The sequence below is a fragment of the Sphingosinicella rhizophila genome (assembly GCF_032378825.1).
Taxonomy (GTDB): Bacteria; Pseudomonadota; Alphaproteobacteria; order Sphingomonadales; family Sphingomonadaceae; genus Allosphingosinicella; species Allosphingosinicella rhizophila.
In genome coordinates, this window is the sequence record NZ_JAVUPU010000006.1 from 62,511 (window position 1) to 88,986 (window position 26,476).

At 63.7% G+C, this 26,476-nt stretch carries 19 protein-coding genes; 10 read left to right on the plus strand and 9 right to left on the minus strand.

Annotated features, from left to right (window positions below; genetic code table 11):
• Positions 1-298: 298 nt before the first annotated feature.
• Positions 299-1,594 (plus strand): tetratricopeptide repeat protein, encoded by a 1,296-nt coding sequence (locus RQX22_RS12630; protein WP_315726900.1) that lies wholly within the window; start codon positions 299-301, stop codon positions 1,592-1,594.
• 9 nt (positions 1,595-1,603) lie between these two features.
• Here the strand turns inward: RQX22_RS12630 and ada are convergent, their stop codons facing one another.
• Positions 1,604-2,647 (minus strand): bifunctional DNA-binding transcriptional regulator/O6-methylguanine-DNA methyltransferase Ada, encoded by a 1,044-nt coding sequence (ada, locus tag RQX22_RS12635; RefSeq protein WP_315726901.1) that lies wholly within the window; start codon positions 2,645-2,647, stop codon positions 1,604-1,606.
• A 193-nt stretch (positions 2,648-2,840) separates the two neighbouring features.
• On the opposite strand from ada, the gene RQX22_RS12640 reads away from it, so the two are divergent.
• Genes RQX22_RS12640 through RQX22_RS12660 form a run of 5 tightly spaced genes read left to right on the plus strand, consistent with a single transcriptional unit; the run spans position 2,841 to position 7,632 of the window.
• Positions 2,841-3,395: a F0F1 ATP synthase subunit delta gene (locus RQX22_RS12640; RefSeq protein ID WP_315726902.1), complete on the plus strand. Its 555-nt coding sequence runs from the start codon at positions 2,841-2,843 to the stop codon at positions 3,393-3,395.
• 31 nt (positions 3,396-3,426) lie between these two features.
• Positions 3,427-4,956, plus strand: coding sequence for a F0F1 ATP synthase subunit alpha (gene atpA / locus RQX22_RS12645; RefSeq protein ID WP_315726903.1), 1,530 nt, complete (start codon positions 3,427-3,429; stop codon positions 4,954-4,956).
• A gap of 12 nt (positions 4,957-4,968) precedes the next feature.
• Positions 4,969-5,850, plus strand: coding sequence for a F0F1 ATP synthase subunit gamma (locus tag RQX22_RS12650; RefSeq protein ID WP_315726904.1), 882 nt, complete (start codon positions 4,969-4,971; stop codon positions 5,848-5,850).
• 27 nt (positions 5,851-5,877) lie between these two features.
• Complete coding sequence (gene atpD, locus RQX22_RS12655; protein ID WP_315726905.1) at positions 5,878-7,368, plus strand: F0F1 ATP synthase subunit beta; 1,491 nt, start codon at positions 5,878-5,880, stop codon at positions 7,366-7,368.
• Positions 7,369-7,632: an ATP synthase F1 subunit epsilon gene (locus RQX22_RS12660; protein WP_315726906.1), complete on the plus strand. Its 264-nt coding sequence runs from the start codon at positions 7,369-7,371 to the stop codon at positions 7,630-7,632.
• Between the two features lie 45 nt (positions 7,633-7,677).
• On the opposite strand, the gene RQX22_RS12665 is transcribed toward RQX22_RS12660, so the two are convergent.
• Entirely contained in the window at positions 7,678-8,583 is a 906-nt protein-coding gene (locus RQX22_RS12665; RefSeq protein ID WP_315726907.1) for a DMT family transporter, read from the minus strand.
• A gap of 124 nt (positions 8,584-8,707) precedes the next feature.
• On the opposite strand from RQX22_RS12665, the gene RQX22_RS12670 reads away from it, so the two are divergent.
• Positions 8,708-10,228, plus strand: coding sequence for a CpaF family protein (locus RQX22_RS12670; protein ID WP_315727103.1), 1,521 nt, complete (start codon positions 8,708-8,710; stop codon positions 10,226-10,228).
• A 70-nt stretch (positions 10,229-10,298) separates the two neighbouring features.
• Here RQX22_RS12670 and RQX22_RS12675 read toward each other — a convergent pair whose 3' ends face one another.
• The 7 genes from RQX22_RS12675 to RQX22_RS12705 form a co-directional block, all read right to left on the minus strand.
• Positions 10,299-10,469, minus strand: coding sequence for a hypothetical protein (locus tag RQX22_RS12675; protein ID WP_315726908.1), 171 nt, complete (start codon positions 10,467-10,469; stop codon positions 10,299-10,301).
• Between the two features lie 98 nt (positions 10,470-10,567).
• Complete coding sequence (locus RQX22_RS12680; RefSeq protein ID WP_410001641.1) at positions 10,568-11,758, minus strand: dipeptidase; 1,191 nt, start codon at positions 11,756-11,758, stop codon at positions 10,568-10,570.
• On the minus strand, positions 11,755-13,170 hold the full coding sequence (locus RQX22_RS12685) for an amidohydrolase family protein (protein ID WP_315726909.1): 1,416 nt from the start codon (positions 13,168-13,170) through the stop codon (positions 11,755-11,757). The genes RQX22_RS12680 and RQX22_RS12685 overlap by 4 nt, the downstream gene beginning before the upstream one ends.
• Before the next feature lie 17 nt (positions 13,171-13,187).
• Positions 13,188-15,419: a TonB-dependent receptor gene (locus RQX22_RS12690; RefSeq protein ID WP_315726910.1), complete on the minus strand. Its 2,232-nt coding sequence runs from the start codon at positions 15,417-15,419 to the stop codon at positions 13,188-13,190.
• A gap of 104 nt (positions 15,420-15,523) precedes the next feature.
• Positions 15,524-16,924, minus strand: coding sequence for an MFS transporter (locus RQX22_RS12695; protein ID WP_315726911.1), 1,401 nt, complete (start codon positions 16,922-16,924; stop codon positions 15,524-15,526).
• 1,600 nt (positions 16,925-18,524) lie between these two features.
• Entirely contained in the window at positions 18,525-20,147 is a 1,623-nt protein-coding gene (locus tag RQX22_RS12700; protein ID WP_315726912.1) for an N-acyl-D-amino-acid deacylase family protein, read from the minus strand.
• A 164-nt stretch (positions 20,148-20,311) separates the two neighbouring features.
• Entirely contained in the window at positions 20,312-20,647 is a 336-nt protein-coding gene (locus RQX22_RS12705; RefSeq protein WP_315726913.1) for a hypothetical protein, read from the minus strand.
• Between the two features lie 197 nt (positions 20,648-20,844).
• On the opposite strand from RQX22_RS12705, the gene RQX22_RS12710 reads away from it, so the two are divergent.
• Genes RQX22_RS12710 through hsdR form a run of 3 tightly spaced genes read left to right on the plus strand, consistent with a single transcriptional unit; the run spans position 20,845 to position 26,452 of the window.
• Positions 20,845-22,323 carry a class I SAM-dependent DNA methyltransferase gene (locus tag RQX22_RS12710; RefSeq protein WP_315726914.1) on the plus strand — a complete coding sequence of 493 codons (1,479 nt, stop codon included), beginning with the start codon at positions 20,845-20,847 and terminating at the stop codon, positions 22,321-22,323.
• Complete coding sequence (locus tag RQX22_RS12715) at positions 22,320-24,128, plus strand: restriction endonuclease subunit S (protein ID WP_315726915.1); 1,809 nt, start codon at positions 22,320-22,322, stop codon at positions 24,126-24,128. The genes RQX22_RS12710 and RQX22_RS12715 overlap by 4 nt, the downstream gene beginning before the upstream one ends.
• Positions 24,125-26,452 carry an EcoAI/FtnUII family type I restriction enzme subunit R gene (hsdR, locus tag RQX22_RS12720; RefSeq protein ID WP_315726916.1) on the plus strand — a complete coding sequence of 776 codons (2,328 nt, stop codon included), beginning with the start codon at positions 24,125-24,127 and terminating at the stop codon, positions 26,450-26,452. The genes RQX22_RS12715 and hsdR overlap by 4 nt, the downstream gene beginning before the upstream one ends.
• Positions 26,453-26,476: the final 24 nt, after the last annotated feature.

Sequence of the window (26,476 nt, forward strand, 5' to 3'; positions counted from 1 at the left end):
TGCCTTGACGGCCACGCGGCCGCCAAGGGGGTATTTCGCATTGCGCCATCATCTGCTCGCGCTCGCGCTGACTCATCTCGCAGCAGCACCCGCTTCCGCGACCTGGCGGGAGGCGAAGACCAGACATTTCATCATCTATTCGGAACAGCGAGAGGAAGCTCTCCGAAAATTTGCAACCAGGCTCGAGCGATACGACGCTGCCATGCGTTATTTTCGGAATGTTCCGGATACGCAATTTGGTCCGGCGAATCGATTGACAATTTATGTCGTGCCAAACGCCTCCCGCGTAAGGCGTCTCATGGGCGACAAAAGCGGGACGGTCGCCGGCTTTTACATTCCGAGAGCCTCCGCATCAGTCGCATTCATTCCCGCGAGCATCGGTTCGGGAGAAGAATGGAATATGGATGCCGAGAACGTCCTTCTTCATGAATATGCTCACCATTTCACATATCAGAATTATGCGGGCGCCTTCCCTGCCTGGTTCATAGAAGGCTTTGCCGAGTTTCACTCCTCTGCGAAATTCGAAAAGGATGGCACGGTCGGCATCGGCATGCCGCCGTTGCACCGGGGCTGGGGTCTGCTTGCGGGCAATCCACTGCCGCTGGAAAAGATGATGACGGCCGAGCCGGGAGAGCTGAACACAACCGAGCGCGAAGCCCTTTACGGCCGTGGCTGGCTGCTGACCCACTTTCTGACCTTCGAGCCGGATCGGCGAGATCAGCTCGCTGCATATCTCCGGGGCATCAATCAAGGCGAATCCAGCCTCGATGCGGCCGAAGCAGCGTTCGGCGATCTGAAGCAGATGAGCAAGGAACTCGACCGATATCTGATGCGCCGCAAAATGTCCTATGTGCCAATCCAGCCGCTGCCGATCGGAGATCTGGAGATCCGCGAAGTCAGCCCCGGCGAAGATGCCGTCATGGATGCCAAGATTCAGTCCCGGCGGGGCGTGACCCGCGACCAGGCCGTCGCCCTGGTGGCGGATATGCGCCGGGAAGCAGCGCCCTTCCCAGACGATCCAGCCGTCCAGGCGGCCCTCGCGGAAGCGGAATATGATGCAGGCAATGACGCGGAGGCCGAGGCCGCGGCGGATCGCGCGATCGCAAAAGATCCGAAATGTATCGACGCTCTGATCCACAAGGCGATGGTGAAGATGCGGCGCGCAAATGGTTCGTCAGATCCGAATGTCTGGGACGAAGTGCGCCGCGCCATCAACGCCGCCAATCGGGTCGACCCGATGCATGCGGTGCCGTTCATTCTTTTCTACAACAGCTTCCGGCAGCAAGGGATAAAGCCGACGGCCAATGCCGTCGCAGGCCTCAATGAGGCTTTCTATCTAGCCAAGCAGGACCGGGATCTGAGGATGCTGGCGGCCTATCAATATCTTGTCGACGGCAAGGCGAAGGAAGCGCGGACGGCGCTCGCCCCCATCGCCTTCGATCCTCATGCGGGTGAGATGAGCAAGTTTGCTGCACCCATCATGGACCAGCTCGACGCTGGCGACACTGCCGCTGCGCTGAAGGCCTGGGAGAAAGCCGGCAAGACAAACGCCGCAGGTGAAGAGGTGGGGGATCAGAAAGATAACGCCCGCTGAAGACTCCAGCTATCCGTCATTCGAACCTTTCGCTTCGCGCTCGAGAAGCGCCGCCTTGCGGCCGAGACCGTAAGCGAAGCCTCCGGGCGAGCCGTCCCCGCGCCGCGCCCGGTGGCAGGGGATCAGGACCGCGACATTGTTCGCCCCGCACGCACTTCCCGCCGCCCGGGCCGCGCCGGGTTTCCCAGCCCTGGCCGCGAGGGCTGCATAGCTCAGGCTCTCGCCCGGCGGGATCCGGGACAATTCCCGCCACACCGCCTCCTGGAAGGCCGTCCCGCGCACGTCGAGCGGCAGATCGTGCGGCCGGGCCGGAGCCTCGACGGCGTCCACCGCCTTGCACACCAGATCATCCAATGTGCCATTGCCGCGCTCGATACGGGCCTTGGGAAAGCGGCTCCGCAACGCCTGCTCGTCCTCGTCGAACGATAGCCGGCAAATGCCCTTGTCGGTCGCGGCGACCAGCATCGGGCCGAGCGAGGTATTGGCGATCGCCCATCGGATCGTCTCGCCGCGCCCGCCATCGCGCCAGGCCGAGGGTGTCATGCCCAAGCGTCCCTTGGCGTCGGCATAAAAGCGGCCCGGGCCAGAATAGCCTGCATCATAAATGGCGTCGGTGACCCGCTCCTGGGTCGAAAGGCTTTCCGTCATGATCCTGGCTCTCCTTGCCTTGGCATAAGCGGCCGGCGTCACACCGGTGGCGCGCTTGAACAATCGGTGGAAATGGTGCGGGGAGTAGCCCGCATCGGCGGCCATCCGCTTCAGCGACGGCACCGTTTCGGCCTGCTCGATCAGTCGGAAGGCGCTGGCCAGGGCGGCCGCGTCCCGGCTGACTTCGTCGGGCTTGCACCTCAGGCAGGCTCTCAGCCCCGCCGCTTCCGCCTCCGCGCATGTCGCGAAGAAGCGGACATTTTCAGGCTTGGGATGCCGCGCCGCGCAGGATGGACGGCAATAGATACCAGTGGTGAGGACGCCTGTGACGAATTCCCCGTCCCGACTCCTGTCGCGAGCGAGCACTGCCGCCCAGGCGTCTTTCGGATCGATATGCTGTTCCATGACCTTCCTGTAATAGGCCACGTAAGGCCGCGCGTCCCACAACTTGCTTTCAAAACATGCGCGGTCGCAAAACCCCGACAGGCCACCTTGCATCGCAGCAAAGCCCCTGCTAGGGCGCCCGCGACCCATTCAGGGGGCGCTTTTCAAGCCCCTCTTTCCGCATGGGCTATCCGATCTGGGAGTAGAGGCGCGCGTGGATAATTCCGGCGGCATACAGGCAAGTTTGGCAGGGCGCTACGCGACGGCTTTGTTCGGTCTGGCGCGTGACGAGAAGCAGTTGGAGGCGGTAAGCGCAAGCCTCGCCACCTTGAAGGCCGGCCTTGCCGATTCGGAGGATTTCCGGACGCTGACGGCGAGCCCGCTCGTCTCGCGGGAGCAGGCGACCGGCGCCGTCGCTGCCACCGCCAAGGCGATGAAGCTCGATCCGGTCACCACCAACTTCCTGGGCGTCCTCGCCCAGAATCGCCGCCTCGGTCAGCTCGGCGCAATCATCCGCGCCTTCGACCTGCTCGCCGCGGATTTCCGCGGTGAGACGACGGCCGAGATCGTCTCGGCCCGTCCACTCGATTCCGATCAGGTCGAGGCCCTGAAGACTAATCTGAAGACCCGTCTCGGCCGCGACGTCTCGGTCGATCTCCACGTCGATCCCGCCATTCTTGGCGGTCTCGTCGTGAAGGTCGGCTCGCAGATGATCGACGGCTCCATCCGCACCAAACTCAATGATCTCGCCCAGGCAATGAAGGGCTAAGGCCCGCAAGGGCTTCGATGAAAGGCTGAACATGGATATCCGCGCCGCTGAAATCTCCAAGGTCATCCGCGACCAGATCGCAAGCTTCGGTACCGAAGCCCAGGTCTCGGAAGTCGGCACCGTGCTCTCGGTCGGCGACGGCATCGCACGCATCCACGGCCTGGACAATGTCCAGGCCGGCGAGATGATCGCCTTCCCCGGCGGCATCCAGGGCATGGCCCTCAACCTCGAAGCCGACAATGTCGGCGCCGTGATCTTCGGCAATGACAGCCAGATCAAGGAAGGCGACACCGTCAAGCGGACCGGCACCATCGTCGACGTTCCTGTCGGCAAGGCCCTGCTCGGCCGCGTCGTGGACGGTCTCGGCAACCCGATCGACGGCAAGGGACCGATCGAAACGACCGAGCGGCGCCGCGTCGAAACCAAGGCGCCGGGCATCATCCCGAGGCAATCGGTGCACGAGCCCGTGCAGACGGGCGTCAAGGCCCTGGACGCCCTGGTCCCCGTCGGACGCGGCCAGCGCGAATTGATCATCGGCGATCGCCAGACCGGGAAGTCGGCGGTCGCGATCGACACCTTCATCAACCAGAAGCTGGCCAATGCCGGCGACGATGAGAGCCAGAAGCTCTATTGCATCTACGTCGCCATCGGCCAGAAGCGCTCGACCGTCGCCCAGCTCGTCCGCTCGCTGGAAGAAAATGGCGCGATGGAATATTCGATCGTGGTTGCCGCGACCGCTTCCGAGCCTGCCCCGTTGCAGTTCCTGGCGCCGTATACCGGCTGCACGATGGGAGAATATTTCCGCGACAATGGCATGCACGCCGTCATCGTCTATGACGATCTTTCCAAGCAGGCCGTCGCCTACCGCCAGATGTCGCTGCTGCTGCGCCGCCCGCCGGGCCGCGAAGCCTTTCCGGGCGACGTCTTCTATCTCCACTCGCGCCTGCTCGAGCGCGCCGCCAAGATGAACAAGGCCAATGGTTCGGGCTCGCTGACCGCCTTGCCGATCATCGAAACCCAGGCGGGCGATCTTTCGGCCTATATTCCGACCAACGTCATCTCCATCACCGACGGCCAGATCTTCCTGGAAACCGAGCTTTTCTACCAGGGTATTCGCCCGGCCATCAACGTCGGCCTGTCGGTCAGCCGCGTCGGTTCCGCCGCGCAGACCAAGGCGATGAAGAAAGTGTCGGGATCGATCAAGCTGGAGCTCGCGCAATATCGCGAAATGGCGGCCTTCGCCCAGTTCGGCTCGGACCTCGATGCGTCGACCCAGCGCCTCCTGAACCGCGGCGTCCGCCTGACGGAATTGCTGAAGCAGCCGCAATTCTCGCCGATGCCGATGGAAGAGCAGGTCGTCTCCATCTTTTCGGGCGTCAACGGCTATCTCGACCAGATCCCGAAGGAGGACGTCGTTCGCTACGAAGCCGCTCTCCTCGCCCATGTCCGTCACGATCACCCCGGCGTGCTCGCCACCATCCGCGATACCAAGGCGCTGGACGACGACACTACGGCCAAGCTGAAGGACATCGTCGCAGACTTCACCAAGACGTTCGCATAAGGATCTCGGCAAGTGGCCAGCCTCAAGGCGCTCAAAGGGCGGATCGCGTCGGTCAAGTCGACGCAGAAGATCACCAAGGCGATGCAGATGGTCGCCGCGGCCAAGCTGCGCCGCGCGCAACAGGCGGCGGTCGCCGGTCGTCCCTATGCCGAGCGCATGGAGGCGGTCATGACCAGCCTGGCGTCGCGCGTCACCATCGGTCCGAACAGCTCGAAGCTGATCGCCGGCACCGGCAGTGACCAGACCCATCTGATCGTCGTCTGCACCTCGGACCGTGGCCTTGCCGGCGCCTTCAACACGAATATCGTCCGCGCCGTCCGCAAGGAAGCCGAGGCTTTGATGGCCGCCGGCAAGACCGTCTATTTCTACCTGGTCGGCAGCAAGGGCCGGGCCGTCATCGGCCGGATCTATCCAAAGCAGATCCTTCACCAGTTCGACACCAGTGCGATCAAGCAGCCGAGTTTCGCCGACGCCCAGGCGATCGCCGCCGATATCGTCGACCGGTACATGACCGACGGCATCGACGTCGTGCACCTTTATTATGCCCGCTTCCGCTCGCCCTTGGTCCAGGAACCGACCGGGCAGCAGATCATTCCGGTGCCCAGCCCCACGACCGAGCTCTCCGCCGCCAGTGCCACTAGTGCGATCGAGTTCGAGCCCGACGAGGAGGAAATCCTCGCCGAACTGCTTCCGCGCAATATCGCCGTGCAGATCTTCCGCGCGTTGCTCGAGAATGCGGCATCGGAGCAGGGCAGCCGCATGACGGCGATGGACAATGCGACCCGCAATGCCGGCGACATGATCAATCGCCTGTCGATCCAATATAATCGCAGCCGCCAGGCCGCAATCACCACCGAGCTGGTGGAAATCATTTCGGGCGCCGAAGCGCTCTAGGACATTTAAGAGGCAAGGAAAGAAGCCATGGCCAAAGCCGCAACCGCGAAGACCAAAGCCCCCAGCGCCGCCACCGGCAGCGCCAAGAACACCGGCCGCGTCAGCCAGGTCATCGGTGCCGTCGTCGACGTCAGCTTCGAAGGCGAACTGCCGGCGATCCTCTCGGCGCTCGAAACCGACAATAATGGCAATCGCCTCGTCCTCGAGGTCGCCCAGCATCTCGGCGAGAATATCGTCCGCACCATCGCGATGGATTCGACCGAGGGCCTCACCCGCGGCCAGGCCGTCTCCGCCACCGGCTCGCAGATCCGCATGCCGGTCGGCCCGATGACCCTCGGCCGAATCATGAACGTCATCGGCGAGCCGATCGACGAGCGCGGCCCGATCGGTCACACCGACACCGCTCCGATCCACGCCGACGCGCCGATCTTCACCGATCAGTCGACCGAGACCAGCATGCTCGTCACCGGCATCAAGGTGATCGACCTGCTCGCGCCTTATGCGAAGGGCGGCAAGATCGGCCTGTTCGGCGGCGCCGGCGTCGGCAAGACGGTTTTGATCCAGGAACTGATCAACAATATCGCCAAGGGCCACGGCGGCACCTCGGTGTTCGCCGGCGTGGGCGAGCGCACCCGCGAGGGCAACGATCTCTATCACGAATTTCTCGACGCCGGCGTCATCGCCAAGGATGCCGAAGGCAATCCGACCCCGGAGGGCTCGAAGGTCGCCCTGGTGTTCGGCCAGATGAACGAGCCGCCGGGCGCCCGCGCCCGCGTCGCTCTCTCGGGTCTGACCATCGCCGAATATTTCCGCGACGTCGAAGGCCAGGACGTCCTTTTCTTCGTCGACAACATCTTCCGCTTCACCCAGGCGGGTTCGGAAGTGTCGGCGCTCCTCGGCCGCATTCCTTCGGCGGTGGGCTATCAGCCGACGCTCGCCACCGACATGGGCGCGCTGCAGGAGCGGATCACCTCGACCAACAAGGGGTCGATCACTTCGGTGCAGGCGATTTACGTCCCCGCCGACGATCTTACCGATCCGGCCCCGGCGACCAGCTTCGCTCACTTGGACGCGACCACCGTGCTGTCGCGCGCGATTTCGGAGCTTGGCATCTATCCGGCGGTCGACCCGCTCGATTCGACCAGCCGCGTGCTCACCGTCCGCGTCGTCGGCCAGGAACATTATGACACCGCCCGCCGCGTCCAGGAGACGCTGCAGCGCTACAAGTCGCTCCAGGACATCATCGCCATTCTCGGCATGGACGAACTGAGCGAGGAAGATAAGCTGACCGTCAATCGCGCCCGGAAGATCCAGCGCTTCCTGTCGCAGCCGTTCCACGTCGCCGAAGTCTTCACCGGCATCCCCGGCAAGTTCGTCCAGGTCGAAGATACGGTGAAGAGCTTCAAGGCCGTCGTCGATGGTGAATATGACCATCTTCCCGAAGCGGCCTTCTACATGGTCGGCGGCATCGAGGAAGCTATCGAGCGCGCTCAGCGCCTGGCCGCCGAGGCGGCATAAGTGGCCGACCTCCACTTCGAACTGGTCACCCCGGAGCGGCTCATCCGCTCCGAGGAGGTGCGCATGGTCGTCGTGCCCGGCACGGAGGGCGATTTCGGCGTCCTCGCCGGCCACGCCCCCTATATGTCGACCCTGCGCAACGGCGAGATCGCCATCTACCGCGACAGCGGCGAACCGGAACGCATCCCGGTCGAGGGCGGCTTCGCGGAAGTCAGCGAAAAGGGCCTGACGATCCTCGCCGAAAAGGCGGACATCACGGCGTAATTGCTTTCTGTCCTCCCTGCGACTTCGCGGGAGGAAGATCGCCACCTAGTCCGGCGCCCCGCCCAGATCGCGCACGCGCTGCGACCGCCACAGCCAAAGGCCGCCGGCGATGATCAGGGCGGCGCCCGCAAAGGTCGCCCCGTCCGGCGGATCGGCGAACCAGATCCAGCTGATCGCGCCCGCCACCAGCAATTGCACATAGGTCATCGGCGACACCAAGGCCGCGCTGATCCGCGTCGTCGCCAGATAGATGAGCAGGTGGCTGACCGTGCCGGTGACCGCGACCCCCAGGCATTTCACGACGACTTCCGTGCTCGGCATGCCGATGGCGAATTGCGGCGCTCCGCTCAGATGCAGGAGTGTCGCCGCCGCCAGCAGGATCGGCGTGGCCAGCCCTGCGATCAGCAGCTGCATCACCAAAGCGGGCGCTGCCCCGGCCGCCTTGCGGTTGAAGATCATCAGCATCGCCATGCCCAGCGCCGCGCCGATCGGGTAGAAGGCGGCGAGGCCCAGTTCGAGAACATTGGGACGAAGCACCACCAGCACCCCGGCAAAGGCCAAGGCGATCGCCCCCAATGCCGCGCGCGGCGTCCTCTCGCCCAGGAAGATCGCCGCCAGCAAGGCGGTGATCATCGGGCTGGTGAACAATATCGCCGTCGCATCGGCGAGCGGCATCGCCATCGCCCCCATGAAGAAGCAGATCGTCGCCAGCGAGACGGAAAATCCCCGCCCCAGCTGCAGCCAGGGCCGCGGCAGCACGAATCCGCTGCGGCCATGATGGATCGCCACCGCCGCTGCTAGGCCGATCGCGCCGAAGACATAGCGCAGCGCCGACACCGCGGTCCCCGGCCAGTCTCCCGCCATCGACTTCACCAGCCCGTCGCCGACCGAGAGGATCGCGAAGCCGGCCAGCGCCAGCAGCAGCGCGGATCCCTTATTGCCCGATTCCATAAATTCCCCGCGTCGCCCGTCCCGAAGCCTGTTCCGGGGGATTAGGCAATTGTCAAAGTTTCCGCATTATTCACCACTTCTCGCGACCGATCGTACCGGTCTGAAGGATAAGGGTGAGCGCAAGATGAGTGCTTTTGGACGACGAGGCCCTGGCGGCAATAATGGCAGGCCGAGCTTCGGCGTAGCCCGTCCGATGAAGGGCGGCGGCGCCGCGCCGGTTCTTCCGACCGAGAATGGCGGCGACCAATTCCCGCCGCTCGATTCCGTCGAGCTTCCCGGCGAAGACATTCTCCCCGGCAGCATGGACCGCGGCGACGCGATGTCGCGCCTGACCGAGCGCCAGGCAACACTCGTCGATTCGGACAAGCCCAAGAATGAAGGTTTCGAAGCCTCAATCCACCGCATCAAGGAGCAGGTCCTTCCGCGCCTCCTCGAGCGCGTCGATCCCGAAGCCGCCGCTACCTTGTCCAAGGACGAGCTGGCCGAGGAATTCCGCCCGATCATCGGCGAAGTCCTCGCCGAGCTGAAGATCAACCTCAACCGCCGCGAGCAGTTCGCGCTGGAGAAGGTGCTGGTCGACGAACTGCTCGGCCTCGGCCCCTTGGAAGAGCTGCTCAACGATCCGGAAGTCAGCGACATCATGGTCAACGGCCCGGACCAGACCTATATCGAAAAGAAGGGCAAGCTGCAGCTCGCCAACATCCAGTTCCGCGACGAGGAGCATCTGTTCCAGATCGCCCAGCGGATCGTCAACAAGGTCGGCCGCCGCGTCGACCAGACCACCCCGCTCGCCGACGCCCGCCTCCAGGACGGCAGCCGCGTCAACGTCATCGTGCCGCCGCTGTCGCTGCGCGGCACCGCCATCTCGATCCGTAAATTCTCCGAGAAGCCGATCACGCTCGACATGATGAAGGGCTTCGGCTCGATGTCGGACAAGATGGCGACCGCGCTGAAGATCGCCGGCGCCGCCCGGTTCAACATCATCATCTCCGGCGGTACCGGCTCGGGCAAGACGACCATGCTCAACGCTCTGTCGAAGCTGATCGATCCGGGCGAACGCGTGCTGACCATCGAGGACGCGGCCGAGCTTCGGCTGCAGCAGCCGCACTGGCTGCCGCTCGAAACCCGCCCGCCGAACCTGGAGGGCCAGGGCGCGATCACCATTCGCGACCTCGTCATCAACGCGCTGCGTATGCGTCCTGACCGGATCATCCTGGGCGAAATCCGCGGGCCGGAATGTTTCGACCTTCTGGCGGCGATGAACACCGGCCACGACGGATCGATGGCCACGCTCCACTCCAACAGCCCGCGCGAATGCCTGGCCCGTATGGAGAATATGGTGATGATGTCGGACATCAAGGTCCCGAAGGAGGCGATCAGCCGCCAGATCGCGGATTCGGTCGACCTGATCGTCCAGGTGAAGCGCCTCCGCGACGGATCCCGCCGCACCACCAACATCACCGAGGTGATCGGCATGGAAGGCGACGTGATCGTCACCCAGGAGCTGTTCAAGTTCGAGTATCTGGACGAGACCGCCGACGGCAAGATCATCGGCGAATATCGCAGCATGGGCCTCAGGCCCTACACGCTCGAGAAGGCCAAGATGTTCGGCTTCGACCAGCCCTATCTGGAGGCGTGCCTCTAGGCCGCCTGCCCCATCCGGGCGCAAGTATCTTCGGCGGCACCGCCAGCCTTCATGCGGCCCACCGGTTCACTCAGTCGCCGCGATCGCCCTCGCCTCTCGGCTTCTTCGTTTCCGCATGGCGGCGGACATCCTGCGACAGCGATTTGGTGACGTCGTCCGACTGCCCGAACGTGCCGTCCTCGTTCCGCCGCTGATAGCGTTTGTCGCCCTTGTGCGGCTCGATCAATTCGCGCTGGCCCATTGCAACCTCCTTCATCCTCGTGAGGGGGCAACGACCCGATTCCCGGTCCGTTCCGCATCCCGGCGGCCCGCTTGCACGGCCGGCGGGATTTCGGCCCGTCAGCCGCCCCAGACGGTGCGGGCGTGGCGCAGAAAATTGCCGCCGAGGATCTTTTCGATCTGCAGGCGCGAATGGCCGCGGGCGCGCAGCAGTTCGGCGAGGCGATGGAATTGGGTGGGCCCGCGCAGGTCGATGACGAACGGCAAGGTGTTCGGCCCCTCGCCGGCCGCGCCGATGCCGGAGCGCTTGCGGAAGGCGACCTCTTCGGCCAGCCGTTCGCGATAGGATTCCAGGTCGTCGATCTGGGTCACCGGCCCGTCGGTGCCGATGCCGACATGATCCTCCCCGCAGACCTTCACCGCATGCTCGATATGGCGCACGACATCCTCCGCCATGGCGCTGCCGTCGAGATCGAGGAAGGGCATGAAATAGATGCCGACGAAGCCGCCCCGATCGGCGACCAGGCGCAATTCCTGGTCGGTCTTATTGCGCGGCAGATCGGTGATCGCGCGGCAGCCGGTATGGTTGATCGAGATAGGCTGCTTCGACACGCGCGCGGCCTCCAGGCAGGTGCGCTGGCCGCTGTGCGACAGATCGACCATGATCCGGTTCTGGTTGAGCCGTTCGACGACCTCGCGGCCGAAGGGCGTCAGCCCCCTGTTCTGCGGCGCCATCGATCCGTCGCCGATCGTGTTGGCGGGATTGTAGGTGAGCTGGATGATCCGGACGCCCAGATCCGCGAACATGTCGATCCGGGTCGGATCGTCGCCGACCATGACGGCGTTCTGGAAGCCGTAGATGAGGCCGATCCTGCGGTCGCGCTTGGCCTGGACGATGTCGGCGGCGGTGAGGATCTTGACCAGGTCGCGCGACTGGGCGCGGATCATCTGGTCGTAATTGGCGATGTCGGAAATCGTCACCTCGAACGGATCGCCCTCCCCCGCGACATAGCCCAAGGTGCAATTGACGGCGGTGACGCCGGAGGCATGGGCATCGGCCAAGGTCCGCGCGTCCAGCGTCCTGCGGCGGCGGACGCCGCGCTGGATCGCGCTATCGGCACCCTTGCTGAAGACGTTGGGATTGCTGAGTCCGCCGAGCGCATTGACGATGATCGCGTTGCGCCACCGGCCGGCGGCAGGCCGCTGCGCCAGTGCCGGCGACGGCCCGGCCATGGCGACGGCGGCGCCCGCGCCCGCCATCATCAGGAAATCGCGCCGATTGGCCGCATCCATCTTCCGTTCCTCGCTCATTTCGCGTCCGCCTTCTTGCCTTCGGCCTCGACGCCGAACTCCTCGGCCGTGACCGGCCTGTAATCGCCGCGATCATAGACGCGGCCGCGCTTCACCGTGAACCGGACCGAGCGCAGATTGGCGATGTCGGCGGAAGGATCGCGGGCCAGGAACAGGAGATTGGCAAGCTTGCCGGGCGCGACGGTGCCCATCTCCGCTTCCTTGCCGATCGTCCGGGCGGCGGTCTCGGTCGCAGCGCGGATCACCTCCAGGTTCGGCATGCCGACCCGCTTCGCCAATATATCCAGTTCCTCATGCAGGGCGGGATAGGGATCGTCCCAGGGCGTCATGCCGTCGGTGCCGGACGCGATCATCACCCCCTGGGCGAAGGCCTGCCGGGTCAGCCGCACCGACAGATCGGAGGGACAGCGCGGCGGATCGCCGGGGCGTCCGGCCTTCACCCTCTTTTCCTCCTCGACATAGATGCGGTTGGTGGCGTCGAGGATGATGTTCTTGCGCTTCATCCTGCCGAACAGATCGGCCATCACCGGATTGTCGCCGGCGGCGAACGGCTTGAGATCGACCGGCACCCGATCCTGATAGCTGCCCGGCCGCACGTCCGAGACCTGATAGGCGAGGTAGCAGACGTGGGAGACGACATCGACGCCGGCATCGACGATCTCGGCCGGGAGCGCCGGGAAGACCATGCCATGGGACCAGACCGGCACGCCCTGGCGATGCGCCTCGCGGGTGATCCGGCCGACCAGCGATCCGGGCAGGTTGGCGTAGATCTTGATCCCGGTCGCGGAGGTGCCGCGCGCCATGGCGACGGCGATCGGCAAATCGGTTTCGTCCGAGATCGCCTGCATCCACGGCACCTTGCCGGGGACGGCGCCCTGCGCCACCGCGATGGTGCGGGGATCGGTGAAGAAGCTGGGCCCGGCCATCAGCGCCGCATAATAGATGTCGGGGCCGGCCAGTTCGCCGACCAAAGAGGCGCGGGTCAGCTCCCCAATCGCGCGCAGATCGTCCGCCATGTCGCGGACCGCGGTGATGCCGGCATAGACCTGCCGCCGCATCACCGCCTCGGCCCGCTTGCGGTTGGGCGGCGTGGCGAGATGGACATGGGTGTCGATCAGCCCCGGCAGCACATAGAGGCCGCGCGCATCGACGATCTTCGCGCCCGCCGGGACCGCAGCGCCGGCGGCCTGGACCGCGGCGATCCGCGCCCCTTCCACCACGATCGCGACATCGGCGCGGGCCGGCGCCCCGGTGCCGTCGATCAAAGTCGCGCCGCGATAGACGGTCACCTCGCCTTTCGCCGCCGCATCGGCCGCGCTTGCGGCGGGCTGCGCCTGCACCGGGGCCGGCACCGAGGCGAGCGCCAGCGGCAGCGCCGCAGCCGCCGCAGCCAGGGCGAGACGAAGCCGCATGATCGCCCTTCCCTTCATCAGAAGCGGTAGGCGGCCTGGATGCCGACCTCGCGCGGATCGGTGGTCAGCACCCGGTCCGGGATGCCCGGCCGGCTTTCGATCGTCCAGTTGGTGAAGGCCCGTTCGTTGAACAGGTTGCGGACGTAGAGCGAAGCATCCCAGCCGCCTTCCTCGACGCCCAGGCGAAGATCGACCAGCGCATAATCGCCGACCTTGCGCCGCAGCGGATCCGTCCTGCTGAAGGTCGTGTAAGCCGACCCGATATAGGAGATGTCGGCGCGCGCGAACATGTCCAGGCCCTGCACCTCGAACTTCTGCTCCATCCCCAGATTGCCGGAGAATTTGCTGGTGAAGGGAATGCGCTCCCCCTCCCGCCCGGCATTGGGATTGGGCGGCGGCCCGACCACCAGCGGATTATCCTCGGTCAGCTTCTGGTCCGAATAGCGGACCGCGAAATTGGCGGTGAAGCCCTGAAGCGAATGCGGGCTGATCCGCCCTTCCAGCTCGGCGCCCTTGAGATCGGCCTTGCCGGCGTTGGAGGTGTAGACGAAGGCCCCGGTCGGATCGCGCTGCGCCACCTGGATATCGTCCCAGGTCATGTAATAGAGCGCGCCGTTCAGCAGCAGCTGCCGGTCGAGGAAGGTGGATTTCCAGCCCGCCTCGTAATTCTTCACCAGGTCCGGATCGAAGGCGAGCGGATAATTGCCGAGCAGCCCCGGCGCGTTCGGCCCGCCTTCGCGGAAGCCTTCGGAGAAGATGCCATAGACCAGCACGTCGTCATTGATCTCGTAGGACAATTGGAACCGCTTCACATTGCCGTCCGATTTCGCGCGCTGGGTCGGCTGCGGACCCAGCGGCCGGCCGAACACGTCCAGCACCAGCTCGGTCTCGTTGCGCCGCTTCATCTTGTAGAAGCGGATGCCGGCCTCCGCGGTCAGCCGGTCGGTGACGTCGAAGGTGGCGTTGACGAAGGCGGCGCTGTTGCGAACGAACTGTTCGCTCGGCTGGACGAAGAAGGGTTCGGGCGGACGCGCCGGCAGCCCTTCGTCCGGATCGACATAATAGCCGGCGCTGACGCCTTCGAAGTCGCGCTTTTCGTAGAACAGGCCGGCCACGACCTGGAACGGCCCCTTGAAATCGGAGGAGAAGCGGAATTCGCCGCTGGTCGAATCCAATTGGCCGGTCTGGTTGATCGACCCCCAGCGCGGGGCGACGAACTGGCTCTGATCGAAGACGAAGAAGGAGTTGCGGCGATAGGTGGAGAAGGTGCCGGTGAAGGTGCCGAAATCGAACCTCTGCTCGACCGTCAGGTTGAACAGCTTCAGTTCGTCCTCATAAGGCTCGATCACCGGATTGCCGCGGAAATCCGCCGTCGCCAGCACCCGGCTCGTATCCTCCAGCTCGGTATTCTGGTAGAGGCCCATGGCCGTGATGGTCGTATCCGGGCCGGGCGTCAGCGCCACCTGGACGCGGCCGCCATGGGTCTTTTCGACATCGGTCCCGTCGAGCCCCAGCGCCGGCAGATCGACGAAGCCGTCGACATGGCGGACATAGCCGACCGCCCGCACCGCCAGCAGATCCTGGACCAAAGGCAGGTTCAGCATCGCATTGCCTTCCAGCCGCATGCCGCCGTCGCGCGCGCGCAGCCCCGCCCGCCCCGCAATCTCGCCTTCGAAGTCGTTCGTGTCCGGCTTGTTGGTGATGTAGCGGATGGTGCCGCCCTGCGAGCTGGCGCCGTAGAGCGTGCCCTGCGGCCCGCGCAGGATCTCGACCCGCTCGATATCGTAGAGGCCGAGATCGCTTTGCCGGACGTTGATGCCGCCGACGCCGCTCAACGGCGTTTCGTCCAGATAGATGGCGACCTGCGGCGCGCCCGCCGACGCGGCGAGACCGCGGATGATGACCGTCCGGTTGCTGCGCCCGCCGGTGGTGGCGATGCCCGGGACCAGCCGGCTGATATCCTCGAGATTGGTGGCGCCGGTCTTTTCGAGCTGCTCTCCGCCCACCGCGGAAATATTATAGGGTATGTCCTGGATATAGACATTGCCCCGCTTCGAGGCGGTTACCACGATTTCCTCGTTGCGCGGCGCTTCGGTGCGCGGATCTTCATCGGCAGCGGCCGCGGCCGGCGCCTGGTCCTGCGCCAGCGCGGTGGCCGGCGCGCAGGCCAGGGCCGACAGGATCGGCAAAGCGGCGGTACGCCCCAGGACGCCCTTGGCGCGCGCGGAAAAGCCATTGCCCTGCATCATTCGAAAACCCCCTTTTACGATCCGAAGTCGGCCGGGCGCCCTTTGGCTGTCCCGGCCGGGTGAAGGTAGAACAGCCGCCACGGCAAGCACAACCCCATGACGGATCAGCCTAAATTCGCCGCAGGTGCGGCCCCGTCGGCCTTGTCCGTGCCGGCGGCCGCGCTCAGCTGCCGATAATATTTCGATCCGAAGGCGAACAGGGTCAGCGCCACGCCGAACAGGCCGGCGACGGTGAAGACGAGCGCGATACCCCGTTCCGGCCCGCGCCCGTACCAGTCGCCGATCGCATCCGCGCCGGCCCCGTCGGTCATGAACGGAATGAACAGGAACTGGGTGAGCGGCCCGATCAGGAAGGCGGTGAGCGGCGATGCCGCCAGCTCCACCGATTGCGCGAAGCCGAACACCCGGCCCTGCCGTTCATAGGGCACCACCTTTTGCAGGGTGGTATGTTCGGCCGCCTCCGCGAAGGGCCCGAAGAAAAGGAAGATGAAACAGCCCGCCGTCAGCAGCAGGATCGACGATTGGACGGTGAACAGCGCCGCCGCCGCCCAGGATATCAGATTGACCAGCAGCAGCGTGCGCAGCGGCTTCGGACCCAGCCCGATCTTCGCGATCACCATCCCGCTGAGGATGAAGGCGCAGGACAGGAACGCCCATAACAGCCCCCATTGTTCCACCTTCATCAGCGACAGGCCGTAGGCATCCATCAGCGCCATGAACACGCCGCCCAGCATATTGTTGAAACAGGCGAAGAAGATGAGCGCGAACAGCCCGGGGACCGCCCCGATCACCAGGATCGTGCCCCTGATATCGACCCGCTTCGGCACCTTCGGCGCGGCTGGCGCGGCTTCGGCCGCCGCATAGTCTTGTGCGCCGTCTCTTGTTTCCGCCGCCCCATCCTTCGCCGCCGCCGCCTCCGGCAGCATATCGAAGCGGACGAACAGCAGGTGAACGAAGGCGACGAACGTCAGCACGAGCGCGAAGCCCATCGTGCCGGTCATCCCGGTCTTCGCCACCAGATAGCCGCTCATCGCCGAGGTAACCAGGAAGCCGACACCGCCGACCATCCCGACCAGCCCGTTCGCCTTGTCCCGCCGATCCGCCGGGATCATCGCCGTCACCAGCGTCGGCAGCGCGATCGCGCGGACATTGCCGGCGATCACGCCCAGCATGGCCGGCAGGATGAACAGCCACAAGGGAACGCTGCCGACATCGGTAAAGGCACGTTCCGGCACGCTGAGATGGACCGCGAGCGCGACCAGATAGAGCAGGAAGGAGGCCAGGCTGGATCCCAGCATCACATATTTCTTGGGATGATGATCGACCAGGCTGCCGAACCACATTCCCGACATGGCCGTCAGCACCAGGTGCGAGCCGGCGATCATCCCGGTCGCGAACACCGACCGGGTTTCCAGGAAGGTCCAGAACGTCACCGCGAACCAGACGGTCGCGTTGGTGATGCCGGCGATCAGGCTGTTCGCGAGGATTTTGTGAAAGCCGGTCATTACGCAGCCGTCCTTATGTTCCCCGCGTCGCGCGGCATAGGGCGCCCAGGGCGCCGCGGCCGAAAGGCCGGAGAGTGACGCAAATGCGCAACAGGGAATGGAGGCCGCGTTTCGGCAGTCGCGGATCGGGTGGCGCGGGAGTGAGAAGGAGGCCGGCGCCGCATCGCATGGATTGTCCCAAAATGAGAAAAAGCCCCTGGAAAGTTCAGAAGGTTCGGCTTCCTAAGGGAAGGAAAAAATCCCCCTTCCCGAGGACGCCGGCGTGAATTTTCGATCGGATCTTGCTTAGCACGGAATTGGGAACAAATCAAGAACGTAGCCGGGTTTGGGGGCTGCCTCGGCGTATGATCGGCAGGCTATGGCGCAGGCCGCCACCCTGGATGCTGAATCAAGTTCAGCATGACGAGGATGGGTGGGGGGTGGGGTGGAGGATGCCGCGTGCTCCACCCTCCCAACCGGCGTCACCCTGAATTCACTTCAGGGTCCAGTCCCGAGACCCGCGCCGCGTTCGGCCGGCTAGCCGCCGCGCCCGCCACTACCCTGGATGCTGAATCAAGTTCAGCATGACGAGGATTGGTGGGGGGTGGGGTGGAGGATGCCGCGTGCTCCACCCTCCCAACCGGCGTCACCCTGAATTCAATTCAGGGTCCAGTCCCGAGACCCGCGCCGCGTTCGGCCGGCTAGCCGCCGCGCCCGCCACTAACCTGGATGCTGAATCAAGTTCAGCATGACGAGGATTGGTGGGGAGTGGGGTGGAGGGTGCCGCATGTTCCACCCTCCCAACCAGGCGTCACCCTGAATTCAATTCAGGGTCCAGTACGGAGGCCCGCACCGCGTTCGGACGGCCAGCCGCTGCGCCCGCCACTAACCTGGATGCTGAATCAAGTTCAGCATGACGAGGATTGGTGGTGGGTGGGGTGGAGGGTGCCGCATGCTCCACCCCCACAACCGGCGTCACCCTGAATTTAATTCAGGGTCCAGTCCCGAGACCCGCGCCGCGCTTGCACTGCCCGCCGCTGCGCCCGTCACGACCCTGGATGCTGAATCAAGGTCAGCATGACGAGGATGGGTGGTGGGTGGGGTGGAGGGTGCCGCCTGCTCCCCCCCCTCAACCGGCGTCACCCGGTATTTTATTCAGGGTCCAGTCCGGAGCCCCGCCCCGCGTTCGGCCGGCCAGCCGCGGCGCCCGCCACTACCCTGGATGCTGAATCAAGGTCAGCATGACGAGGATGGGTGGTGGGTGGGGTGGAGGGTGCCGCCTGCTCCCCCCCCTCAACCGGCGTCACCCTGAATTTAATTCAGGGTCCAGTCCCGAGGCCCGCGCCGCGCTTGACCAGCCGGCCGCAACGCCCGTCACCACCCTGGATGCTGAAACAAGTTCAGCATGACGAGGATTGGTGGGAGGTGGGGTGGAGGGTGCCGCATGTTCCACCCTCCCAACCAGGCGTCACCCTGAATTTAATTCAGGGTCCAGTCCCGAGGCCCGCACCGCGCTTGACCAGCCAGCCGCAACGCCCTCCTCTACCCTGGATGCTGAATCAAGTTCAGCATGACGGTGATGGGTGAGGAGGCGCCACGCAGACCGCCGCCCCCTCCCCGGTCAGCCGCCCTTCTTCTGCCGGGCGACGAAGGTGCCCGGGGCGGTGCCGGTGACCTTGCCGTCGCGGATGACGGGTTGGCCGTTTACCAGCACGTGGACCATCCCTTCCGACAGCAGGTTCGGCTGCACATAGGTGGAACGGTCGCGGACCGTCTTCGGATCGAAGATGGCGATATCGGCCACCTTGCCTTCCGCGATCCGGCCGCGATCGTAGAGGCGGAGGTGATCGGCCGGCAGGCTCGTCATTTTCCGCACCGCTTCCTCCAGCGGGAACAGCTTCAGATCCCGGCTGTAATGGCCGAGCACCCTGGTGAAGCTGCCGGTCGATCGCGGGTGCGGCGAATAGCTCATCGGCGTCCCGTCGCTGGCGATCATCACCCAGGGCTGGACCATCAATTTCTGCACGTCGGCCTCGTCGATCGAGCCGAGCGTCATCAGCACGTCCGATTTGCTGTTCAGCACCAGTTCGGCCAGCAGATCGAACGGATCCTGCTTGCGGCTGTCCGCCAGCAATTGCAGATTCTTGTCCACCAGCGCCGGATCGTCCGGTGAATCGACGATCCGCATGCTGCCGTAACCGACCGCCTTCACCCAGGAAAAGCCGCCATCCACGCCATTGTTGGTGGCGGCGCGCACGGCGGCCTTCTTCGCCGGATCGGCTATCGCCTCCCGCAATTTCGCCTGCACCTGCGCCAGCGAAAGCGGCGCGCCCGGCGGGGATCCCGGGAAGATGATCGCATAAGCGAGCGGCGCGGTGGCGGCGCCATCATAGGGATATTGATCGGCGACCGCGTCCACGCCCTGCGCGCGCGCCGCCTCGACCAGCGACACGACGTCCCCGATCCGGCCCTTGTTGCCGAGGCCCACCGCCTTCAGATGGCCGAGCTTCGGCGGGATGCGGGCGGCGAGGCCGATGTCGATCGCCTCTTTTTCGGAACCGACCATGTCCTTCACCGGATTGCGAGTATGGCTGTCATAGGTGCCGTCATAGGGCGTCACCTCCTTCGCCATGGCGACGATCTCGTCGGTCTTGGAGAACATTGCGGGTTCGTACATCAGGCCGGTCGACAGGCCGACGCAGCCCATCTCCATCCCTTCGCGCACCAGCGCCTTCATCCTGTCCAGCTCCGCCGCGGTCGGCGCCCGATTGGCCCCGCCGATCACGTCCTCGCGAATGCCGTTGCCGCCGATATAGCAGGCATAATTGGTGCCCGATCCCTTGGTCTTCATCGCATCGAGCACCGGCCGCAGCTGGTTCGGCGAAAAGCGCCCGTCCGGCCCGGCCACCACGGTCGTCACGCCCTGCGTCAGAAATTGTTCGTCCAGGAACGGCGCCTTCGCCGTCGGCGCCTCCTCCGGCATGTGATTGTGGGCATCGATGAAGCCGGGCGCGACGGCCAGGCCCCTGGCGTCGATCGTGACCGGCGCGGTGGCATCCGCGGCCGTGCCGACGAACGCGATCCTGCCGGCGCGGATGCCGACATCGGCGGCGAAGCCGGGCTTGCCGGTGCCGTCGATGACGTTGCCGCCCTTGATGAGGATATCATAGGTTTCGGCGGAGGCGGCGGCGCCGGCCAAGGCCACGCCGGCGCACAAGGCGGCTTTAAGAACCGATCGGATCATGATCGCGATTTTCCCTTACGGATGAGTTTCCCATATCTGGAAACTCCGCTTTTTGGAGGAGCGCGTCAATGGGATTGACGACCATTACGACTCCAGCTCCAAGGCAGTCGCGAGGTCGGGGAAGCTTGCGGGTCAATCAATTTACTGAAGGCACCAGTCAAACTCTATCGATCACGCCTTATTGCCGCCCGCAAAGCCGCATCCAGGGCGCCGGTGCGCTCCATGCCGACTTCACGGCATATCCTGTTGAACATTGCGTTGAGCGACTGCGATCGCTCGACGCCGAGCGCGGTCGGGTGGCGATGCTGGGCCTCCGGCGCGGTGGCCGTCCGCCAGAATTCGTCGAACCATTCACGGCCCGTACGGCTGACGCTGAAGAGGTAAGCGAGCGCGAAACGCAGGCCGAGACTCTTGGGCACAGGCCCCTTGATGGACTGATCGGCAGCATCGTGCAGGACACAAAGCGCCTTGAATTTGAGTTGGCCGACGTCGAATCGCATTGCCGGAACATAGTAGGAACATGAGTGCCGTCGCTAGACGCTTCTGTACGGCGCGATTAGATCGGCGACATGTGCAATCGCTATCGCCTCACCGCTCCCCAGATCGAGCTGGCCCGCGCCAATACGGACGCGGAGTTCGTTCCTTTCTTCGGAAACCCCGCTACGGAACAAGTTGCCTCTTCCATCACGCACGATAGATGTCGGGCTTCGGGGAGACGGCATGCATGTTCGAACAAACTTTCAAGAACCTCGACGATATTCTGCGCAAAGAGGCCGGCTGCGCTTCCGAGCTGGACTACACCGAACAGACCAGCTGGCTGCTGTTCCTCAAATACCTTGACGATCTGGAGACCAGCCGCGCCACCGAGGCCGAGTTGCGCGGGCAGGCCTACACGCCGATCATCGACGCCGCGCATCGCTGGGGCCTTTGGGCCGCGCCGAAGAATGGCGGCGGCAAGCTCGACCACAACCGCGCCAAGACCGGACCGGACCTGATCGCCTATGTGAACCGTGAGCTGTTCCCCTATCTGGAGGGGTTCAAGGGCCGCGCCACCAGCGCCGACACCATCGAATACAAGATCGGCGAAATCTTCGGCGAAATCCGCAACAAGTTCCAGTCGGGCTACTCGCTTCGCGACGCGATCGATGCGATCGACGAACTGTCCTTCGGCAGCCAGATACAGAAGCATGAACTGTCGGAGCTGTACGAAGCCAAGATCAAGAACATGGGCAATGCCGGCCGTAACGGCGGGGAATATTACACTCCGCGCCCGCTGATCCGCGCGATGATCAGGGTTGTGAAGCCGACGCTGAACGACACCGTATATGACGGCGCGGCCGGATCATGCGGCTTCCTTTGTGAAGCCTATGACTATCTCCGGCCGCTGGCGAAGACAGCCAGTGATCTCGAACGGCTCCAGAAACGCACCTTCTTCGCCAAGGAGAAGAAGAGCCTCGCCTACGTCATCGGCACGATGAACATGATCCTGCACGGGATCGAAGCGCCCAACATCATCCATACCAATACGCTGGCCGAACAGGTGCTGGACATTCAGGAAAAGGACCGCTTCGACGTCATTCTGGCCAACCCGCCCTTCGGCGGAAAGGAACGGCCGGAAATCCAACAGAACTTCCCGATCAAGACTGGGGAGACCGCCTATCTGTTCCTCCAGCACTTCATCAAGTCGCTGCGCGCGGGCGGATCGGCAGCTGTGGTGATCAAGAATACGTTTCTGTCCAACACCGACAATGCCAGCGTGGCGCTGCGCCGCGAGCTGCTGGAAAGCTGCAACCTGCACACCGTGCTTGACATGCCCGGCGGCACCTTTCAGGGCGCGGGCGTCAAGACAGTGGTGCTGTTCTTCGACAAGGGCGAGCCGACCCGCAGCATTTGGTATTATCGGCTCGATCCCGGCCGCAGCATGGGCAAGACGAACCCGCTGAACGATGCCGATATGGCGGATTTCATTGACAAGCAGGCGAGCTTTGCCGAAACGCCGAATGCATGGAGTGTGGCAGCGGACACGCTTGATCCCGCGACATTCGACCTGACCGTGCGCAACCCCAACGCGCCCGAAGCCGACGTGCTGCGCAGCCCGCAGGAGATACTCGACGAAATCGCTGCGCTGGATGCCGAGGGTGCGGAAATTCTGGCGCGGATGAGGGAATTGCTGTGAGCGGCTGGGACTCTCATCGATTGGGCGATTTACTACTAAAAACTGCGACAACTGATCCGGCGCGAGCGCCTGACAGGTCATTTCAGTACGTCGATGTTTCGAGCGTCTCCAACGTCTCGTTTACCGTCGAAGCGACGCAGGAGTTGCTCGGCAGTGAGGCCCCCAGCCGCGCGCGCCGCCAAGTGGCTGCTGGTGACGTAATATTTGCCACTGTCCGACCTACGCTGCAACGGATTGCGATCATTCCTGACCACCTCGATGGAGCAGTATGCAGCACCGGCTATTTTGTGATGCGACCCGGACCACGGTTAGACCGAATTTATCTGTTCTACTGGCTATTTTCTGATGCATTTCGCTCTGAGATGGAGAAGCGGCAGCGGGGCGCTAGCTATCCAGCCGTAACGGACGGCGACATTCGTGATCAAGTCATCCCCTTGCCGCCCCTCGAAGAACAGCGGCGGATTGTGGCGGTGCTGGATGAGGCCTTCGCCGCCATCGCCACCGCAACCGCCAACGCCGAAAAGAATCTCGCCAATGCGCAGGAGCTGTTTGAGAATAGCACCTCGGCTCTGCTCAGCGGCAGCGAGTGGCAGGCGAAGCCCCTCGGCGAAGTATGTGCGATCAGTTCAAAGCTGGTCGACCCTCGTTTGCCCGAGTTTATCGACCTGCCGCATGTCGGTGCAGGTAACATGGAGGCGCGGACTGGCGCGATTAACGGGGTGATGACAGCGCGCGAAGAGAAGTTGATATCCGGAAAATTCCTCTTCGATGCTTCGACGGTGCTATACAGCAAAATTCGTCCCTATTTGATGAAAGCTTGCCGCCCTGATTTTGCCGGGTTGTGCAGCGCAGACGTCTATCCTTTGACGACCGTAGCCGAAAAGCTCGACCGAGACTTTCTTTTCCACGTTCTGATGAGCCGCGAATTTACCGCATATGCTGAGGCCGGATCGGCGCGTTCCGGCATGCCTAAAGTAAACCGCGATCACCTATTCGCATACCAAATCAGATTGCCAGCGGTTGAGATTCAGCGGGAAATCGCCGAACGGATCGATGCGCTCGCTGATAGCTGCGCACGACTGGCCTCCTTTCAGGAGTCGAAGCTCGCAGCGTTTCTGAGCCTCAAACGATCTTTGCTTCACCGCGCGTTTTCCGGCGAGCTGACATCAAAGGCAGCAGCGGTCGTTGCGCTGAATGACAACTTTGCGACGCCAGAGTTCGCCGCAAAAATCGTCGCATTTGCTTACGAACGGCATGTGATAAAAAATCGCGTTCGTAACTTCGGCACTGTGAAAGCGGAGAAAATCCTGCACATGGTTGAGGCCATTGCCGGCATTGATCTTGGTCGCCAGCCTTTGCGTGAGGCGGCGGGACCGGACGATGCAAAGCACCGCCATGCGACATGGGACTGGGCAAGATCACAGAACTTTTTCCGCTTCAACAAACGAAGCGGCGGTGGCCATGATTTCGAGAAGCTAGCGTCGTATTCGCGGATGATCGAGGACGCGAGAACGGCCATCGCCGGCACGGCGGTCGAAAAAGCGATAGAGTTGCTGGTCGATATGGACCGAGATTTCGCTGAGCTGATTGCTACGACATATGCGGCGTGGAACAACCTGATCATAGATCAATGTGCCGCAACGGATGGCGACATCGTGCTGGCTGCTCGTGATAAATGGCATCGCGACAAGCTACGCTTTGACCCCTCCAGGTTCCACGATGCAATCCGCTTCATCCGAAGTAATAGCATCGTGCCAGACGGCACAGCCAAGCGCGTCGGTGGGCAGGAGGCCTTGCTCTTTTGAACGAAGCCGAGACCCGCGCCGAACTGATCGATCCCGCGCTTCGCGAGGCCGGCTGGGGCGTGGTCGATGGCAGCCGCACCCGCCGCGAGGTGATTGCGCCCGGCCGGATCATGGGCAAGGGCAAGCGCGCCCGGGCGCTGTCCTGCGATTATGTGCTGGTCTATCGCAACACCAAGCTGGCGACGCTGGAAGCCAAGGCGGCGACCAAAAGCTATACCGAGGGTGTCGGGCAGGCGAAAGACTATGCCGCCCGCCTGCAATGCCGCTTAGCCTATGCCAGCAACGGCAAGCAGGTTTACCGCATCGACATGGAGACCGGCGCGGAAGGTCTGGTCGATCGCTACCCCACTCCGCAGGAACTGTGGGACGCGACCTTTGCCGAGGCGAACCGCTGGCGCGACCGCTTCGCCGCCGTCGCCTATGAAACCGGCGGCGGTCGCTTCGAGCCGCGTTATTACCAACACAACGCCATCGAGCGCGTGCTGGAGGCGATCAGCGAAGACCGCAGCCGCATCCTGCTGACGCTCGCCACCGGCACCGGCAAGACCGCCATCGCCTTCCAGATCGCCTGGAAGCTGTTCCATGCCCGTTGGAACCTCTCCGACTGGAAGGCGGCAGGCGAACCGACGCGCCATCCGCGCATCCTCTTCCTGGCCGACCGCAACATCCTCGCCGATCAGGCCTACAACAGCTTTGCCGCCTTCGACGACGGCGCGCTGGCGCGGATCACGCCGGGCGACATCAGGAAGAAAGGCGCGGTGCCGAAAAACGCCAGCATCTTCTTCACCATCTTCCAGACCTTCACCAGCGGCACCGATGTCAATGGCGATCCCGCGCCCTATTTCGGCGATTACCCGCTCGATTTCTTCGACTGCATCATCATCGACGAATGCCATCGCGGCGGCGCAAAGGATGAAAGCGAATGGCGCGCGATCCTCGACTATTTCGCACCGGCCGTGCAGATCGGCCTGACCGCCACGCCCAAGCGCAAGAACAATGCCGATACCTACGCTTATTTCGGCCAGCCGGTTTATACTTACTCGCTGAAAGAGGGGATCAACGACGGCTATCTGACGCCGTTCAAGGTTCGCCAGATCGGCACGACCATCGACGAATATGTCTACACGTCCGATGATGAGGTGGTCGAAGGCGAGGTGGAGGATGGCAAGCGCTACACCGAAGGCGACTTCAACCGCACGATCGAAATCCGCGAGCGCGAGGCCTACCGCGTCCGCACCTTCATGGACATGATCGACCAGCGCGAAAAGACGATCGTGTTTTGCGCGACGCAGGAACATGCCGGTATCGTCCGCGACCTGATCAATCAGGTGAAGACCAGCGCCAACCCGAACTACTGCGTCCGCGTCACCGCCTCGGACGGCGCGATCGGCGACCAGTGGCTGCGCACCTTTCAGGACAATGACAAGACCATCCCGACCATCCTGACGACCTCGCAGAAGCTGTCCACCGGGGTCGATGCCCGCAACGTCCGCAACATTGTGCTGATGCGGCCGGTCAATTCGATGATCGAGTTCAAGCAGATCATCGGGCGCGGCACGCGACTGTTCGACGGCAAGGACTATTTCACGATCCTGGATTTCGTGAAGGCTTATGAGCATTTCAACGATCCTGAATGGGACGGCGAGCCGCTGGACCCAGAGCCGTCGGGCGAGCCGCGACCTCCCCAGCCGGAAGGCGAGCCGCCGGAGCCGCCGATTATTGAAGACCCGGAACCGCCCAATGCGAAGTTGGTCATCAAGCTAGCGGACGGAAAGCATCGCACCTTCCAGCATATCAGTGCCACCACCTTCTGGAGCGTCGATGGCAAACCGGTTTCGGCGCAGCAATTCATCCAAGACCTGTTCGGCCAATTGCCGGACCTGTTCCGCGATGAAGATGAACTGCGCGCGATTTGGAGCAAGCCGGAAACGCGGCGAAAGTTGGTAGAAGGGCTCGCCGAACGTGGCTTCACGGGCGAGACGCTGGACGGCATCCGGCGAGCTACGGATTCGCAGGAAAGCGATCTCTTCGACGTGCTTGCCTATGTTGCCTGGGCGCATCCGCCGCTTAAGAGGATAGATCGAGCCGATGCCCGCCGGGAGGCCATTCTGTCCCAATATGGCGACAAGCAGCGGGACTTTCTCGATTTCGTTCTGTCGCAATATGCGACCGTCGGGGAAAGCGAACTGGACGACGGTAAATTGCCTGCGTTGCTGGAACTAAAATATGGCACGCCGATGGATGCAGTCCGTCAACTTGGATCGGTGAAAGAGATCCGGTCAACCTTCCTTGGCTTTCAGCGGGGTCTTTATGAAGGCGACTGACGCTTACGCATACGGCTTTAGTCG

Bases quoted from the DNA above. Each gene is read 5' to 3' on its own strand.
- RQX22_RS12685 (WP_315726909.1), bottom strand. From the start codon at position 13,170: ATGCGGCTTCGTCTCGCCCTGGCTGCGGCGGCTGCGGCGCTGCCGCTG.
- RQX22_RS12700 (WP_315726912.1), bottom strand. From the start codon at position 20,147: ATGATCCGATCGGTTCTTAAAGCCGCCTTGTGCGCCGGCGTGGCCTTG.
- RQX22_RS12710 (WP_315726914.1), top strand. From the start codon at position 20,845: ATGTCGGGCTTCGGGGAGACGGCATGCATGTTCGAACAAACTTTCAAG.
- RQX22_RS12695 (WP_315726911.1), bottom strand. From the start codon at position 16,924: ATGACCGGCTTTCACAAAATCCTCGCGAACAGCCTGATCGCCGGCATC.
- RQX22_RS12705 (WP_315726913.1), bottom strand. From the start codon at position 20,647: ATGCGATTCGACGTCGGCCAACTCAAATTCAAGGCGCTTTGTGTCCTG.
- atpA (WP_315726903.1), top strand. From the start codon at position 3,427: ATGGATATCCGCGCCGCTGAAATCTCCAAGGTCATCCGCGACCAGATC.
- RQX22_RS12680 (WP_410001641.1), bottom strand. From the start codon at position 11,758: ATGAGCGAGGAACGGAAGATGGATGCGGCCAATCGGCGCGATTTCCTG.
- RQX22_RS12670 (WP_315727103.1), top strand. From the start codon at position 8,708: ATGAGTGCTTTTGGACGACGAGGCCCTGGCGGCAATAATGGCAGGCCG.
- RQX22_RS12630 (WP_315726900.1), top strand. From the start codon at position 299: ATGGGCGACAAAAGCGGGACGGTCGCCGGCTTTTACATTCCGAGAGCC.
- RQX22_RS12690 (WP_315726910.1), bottom strand. From the start codon at position 15,419: ATGATGCAGGGCAATGGCTTTTCCGCGCGCGCCAAGGGCGTCCTGGGG.
- ada (WP_315726901.1), bottom strand. From the start codon at position 2,647: ATGGAACAGCATATCGATCCGAAAGACGCCTGGGCGGCAGTGCTCGCT.
- RQX22_RS12665 (WP_315726907.1), bottom strand. From the start codon at position 8,583: ATGGAATCGGGCAATAAGGGATCCGCGCTGCTGCTGGCGCTGGCCGGC.
- RQX22_RS12675 (WP_315726908.1), bottom strand. From the start codon at position 10,469: ATGGGCCAGCGCGAATTGATCGAGCCGCACAAGGGCGACAAACGCTAT.
- atpD (WP_315726905.1), top strand. From the start codon at position 5,878: ATGGCCAAAGCCGCAACCGCGAAGACCAAAGCCCCCAGCGCCGCCACC.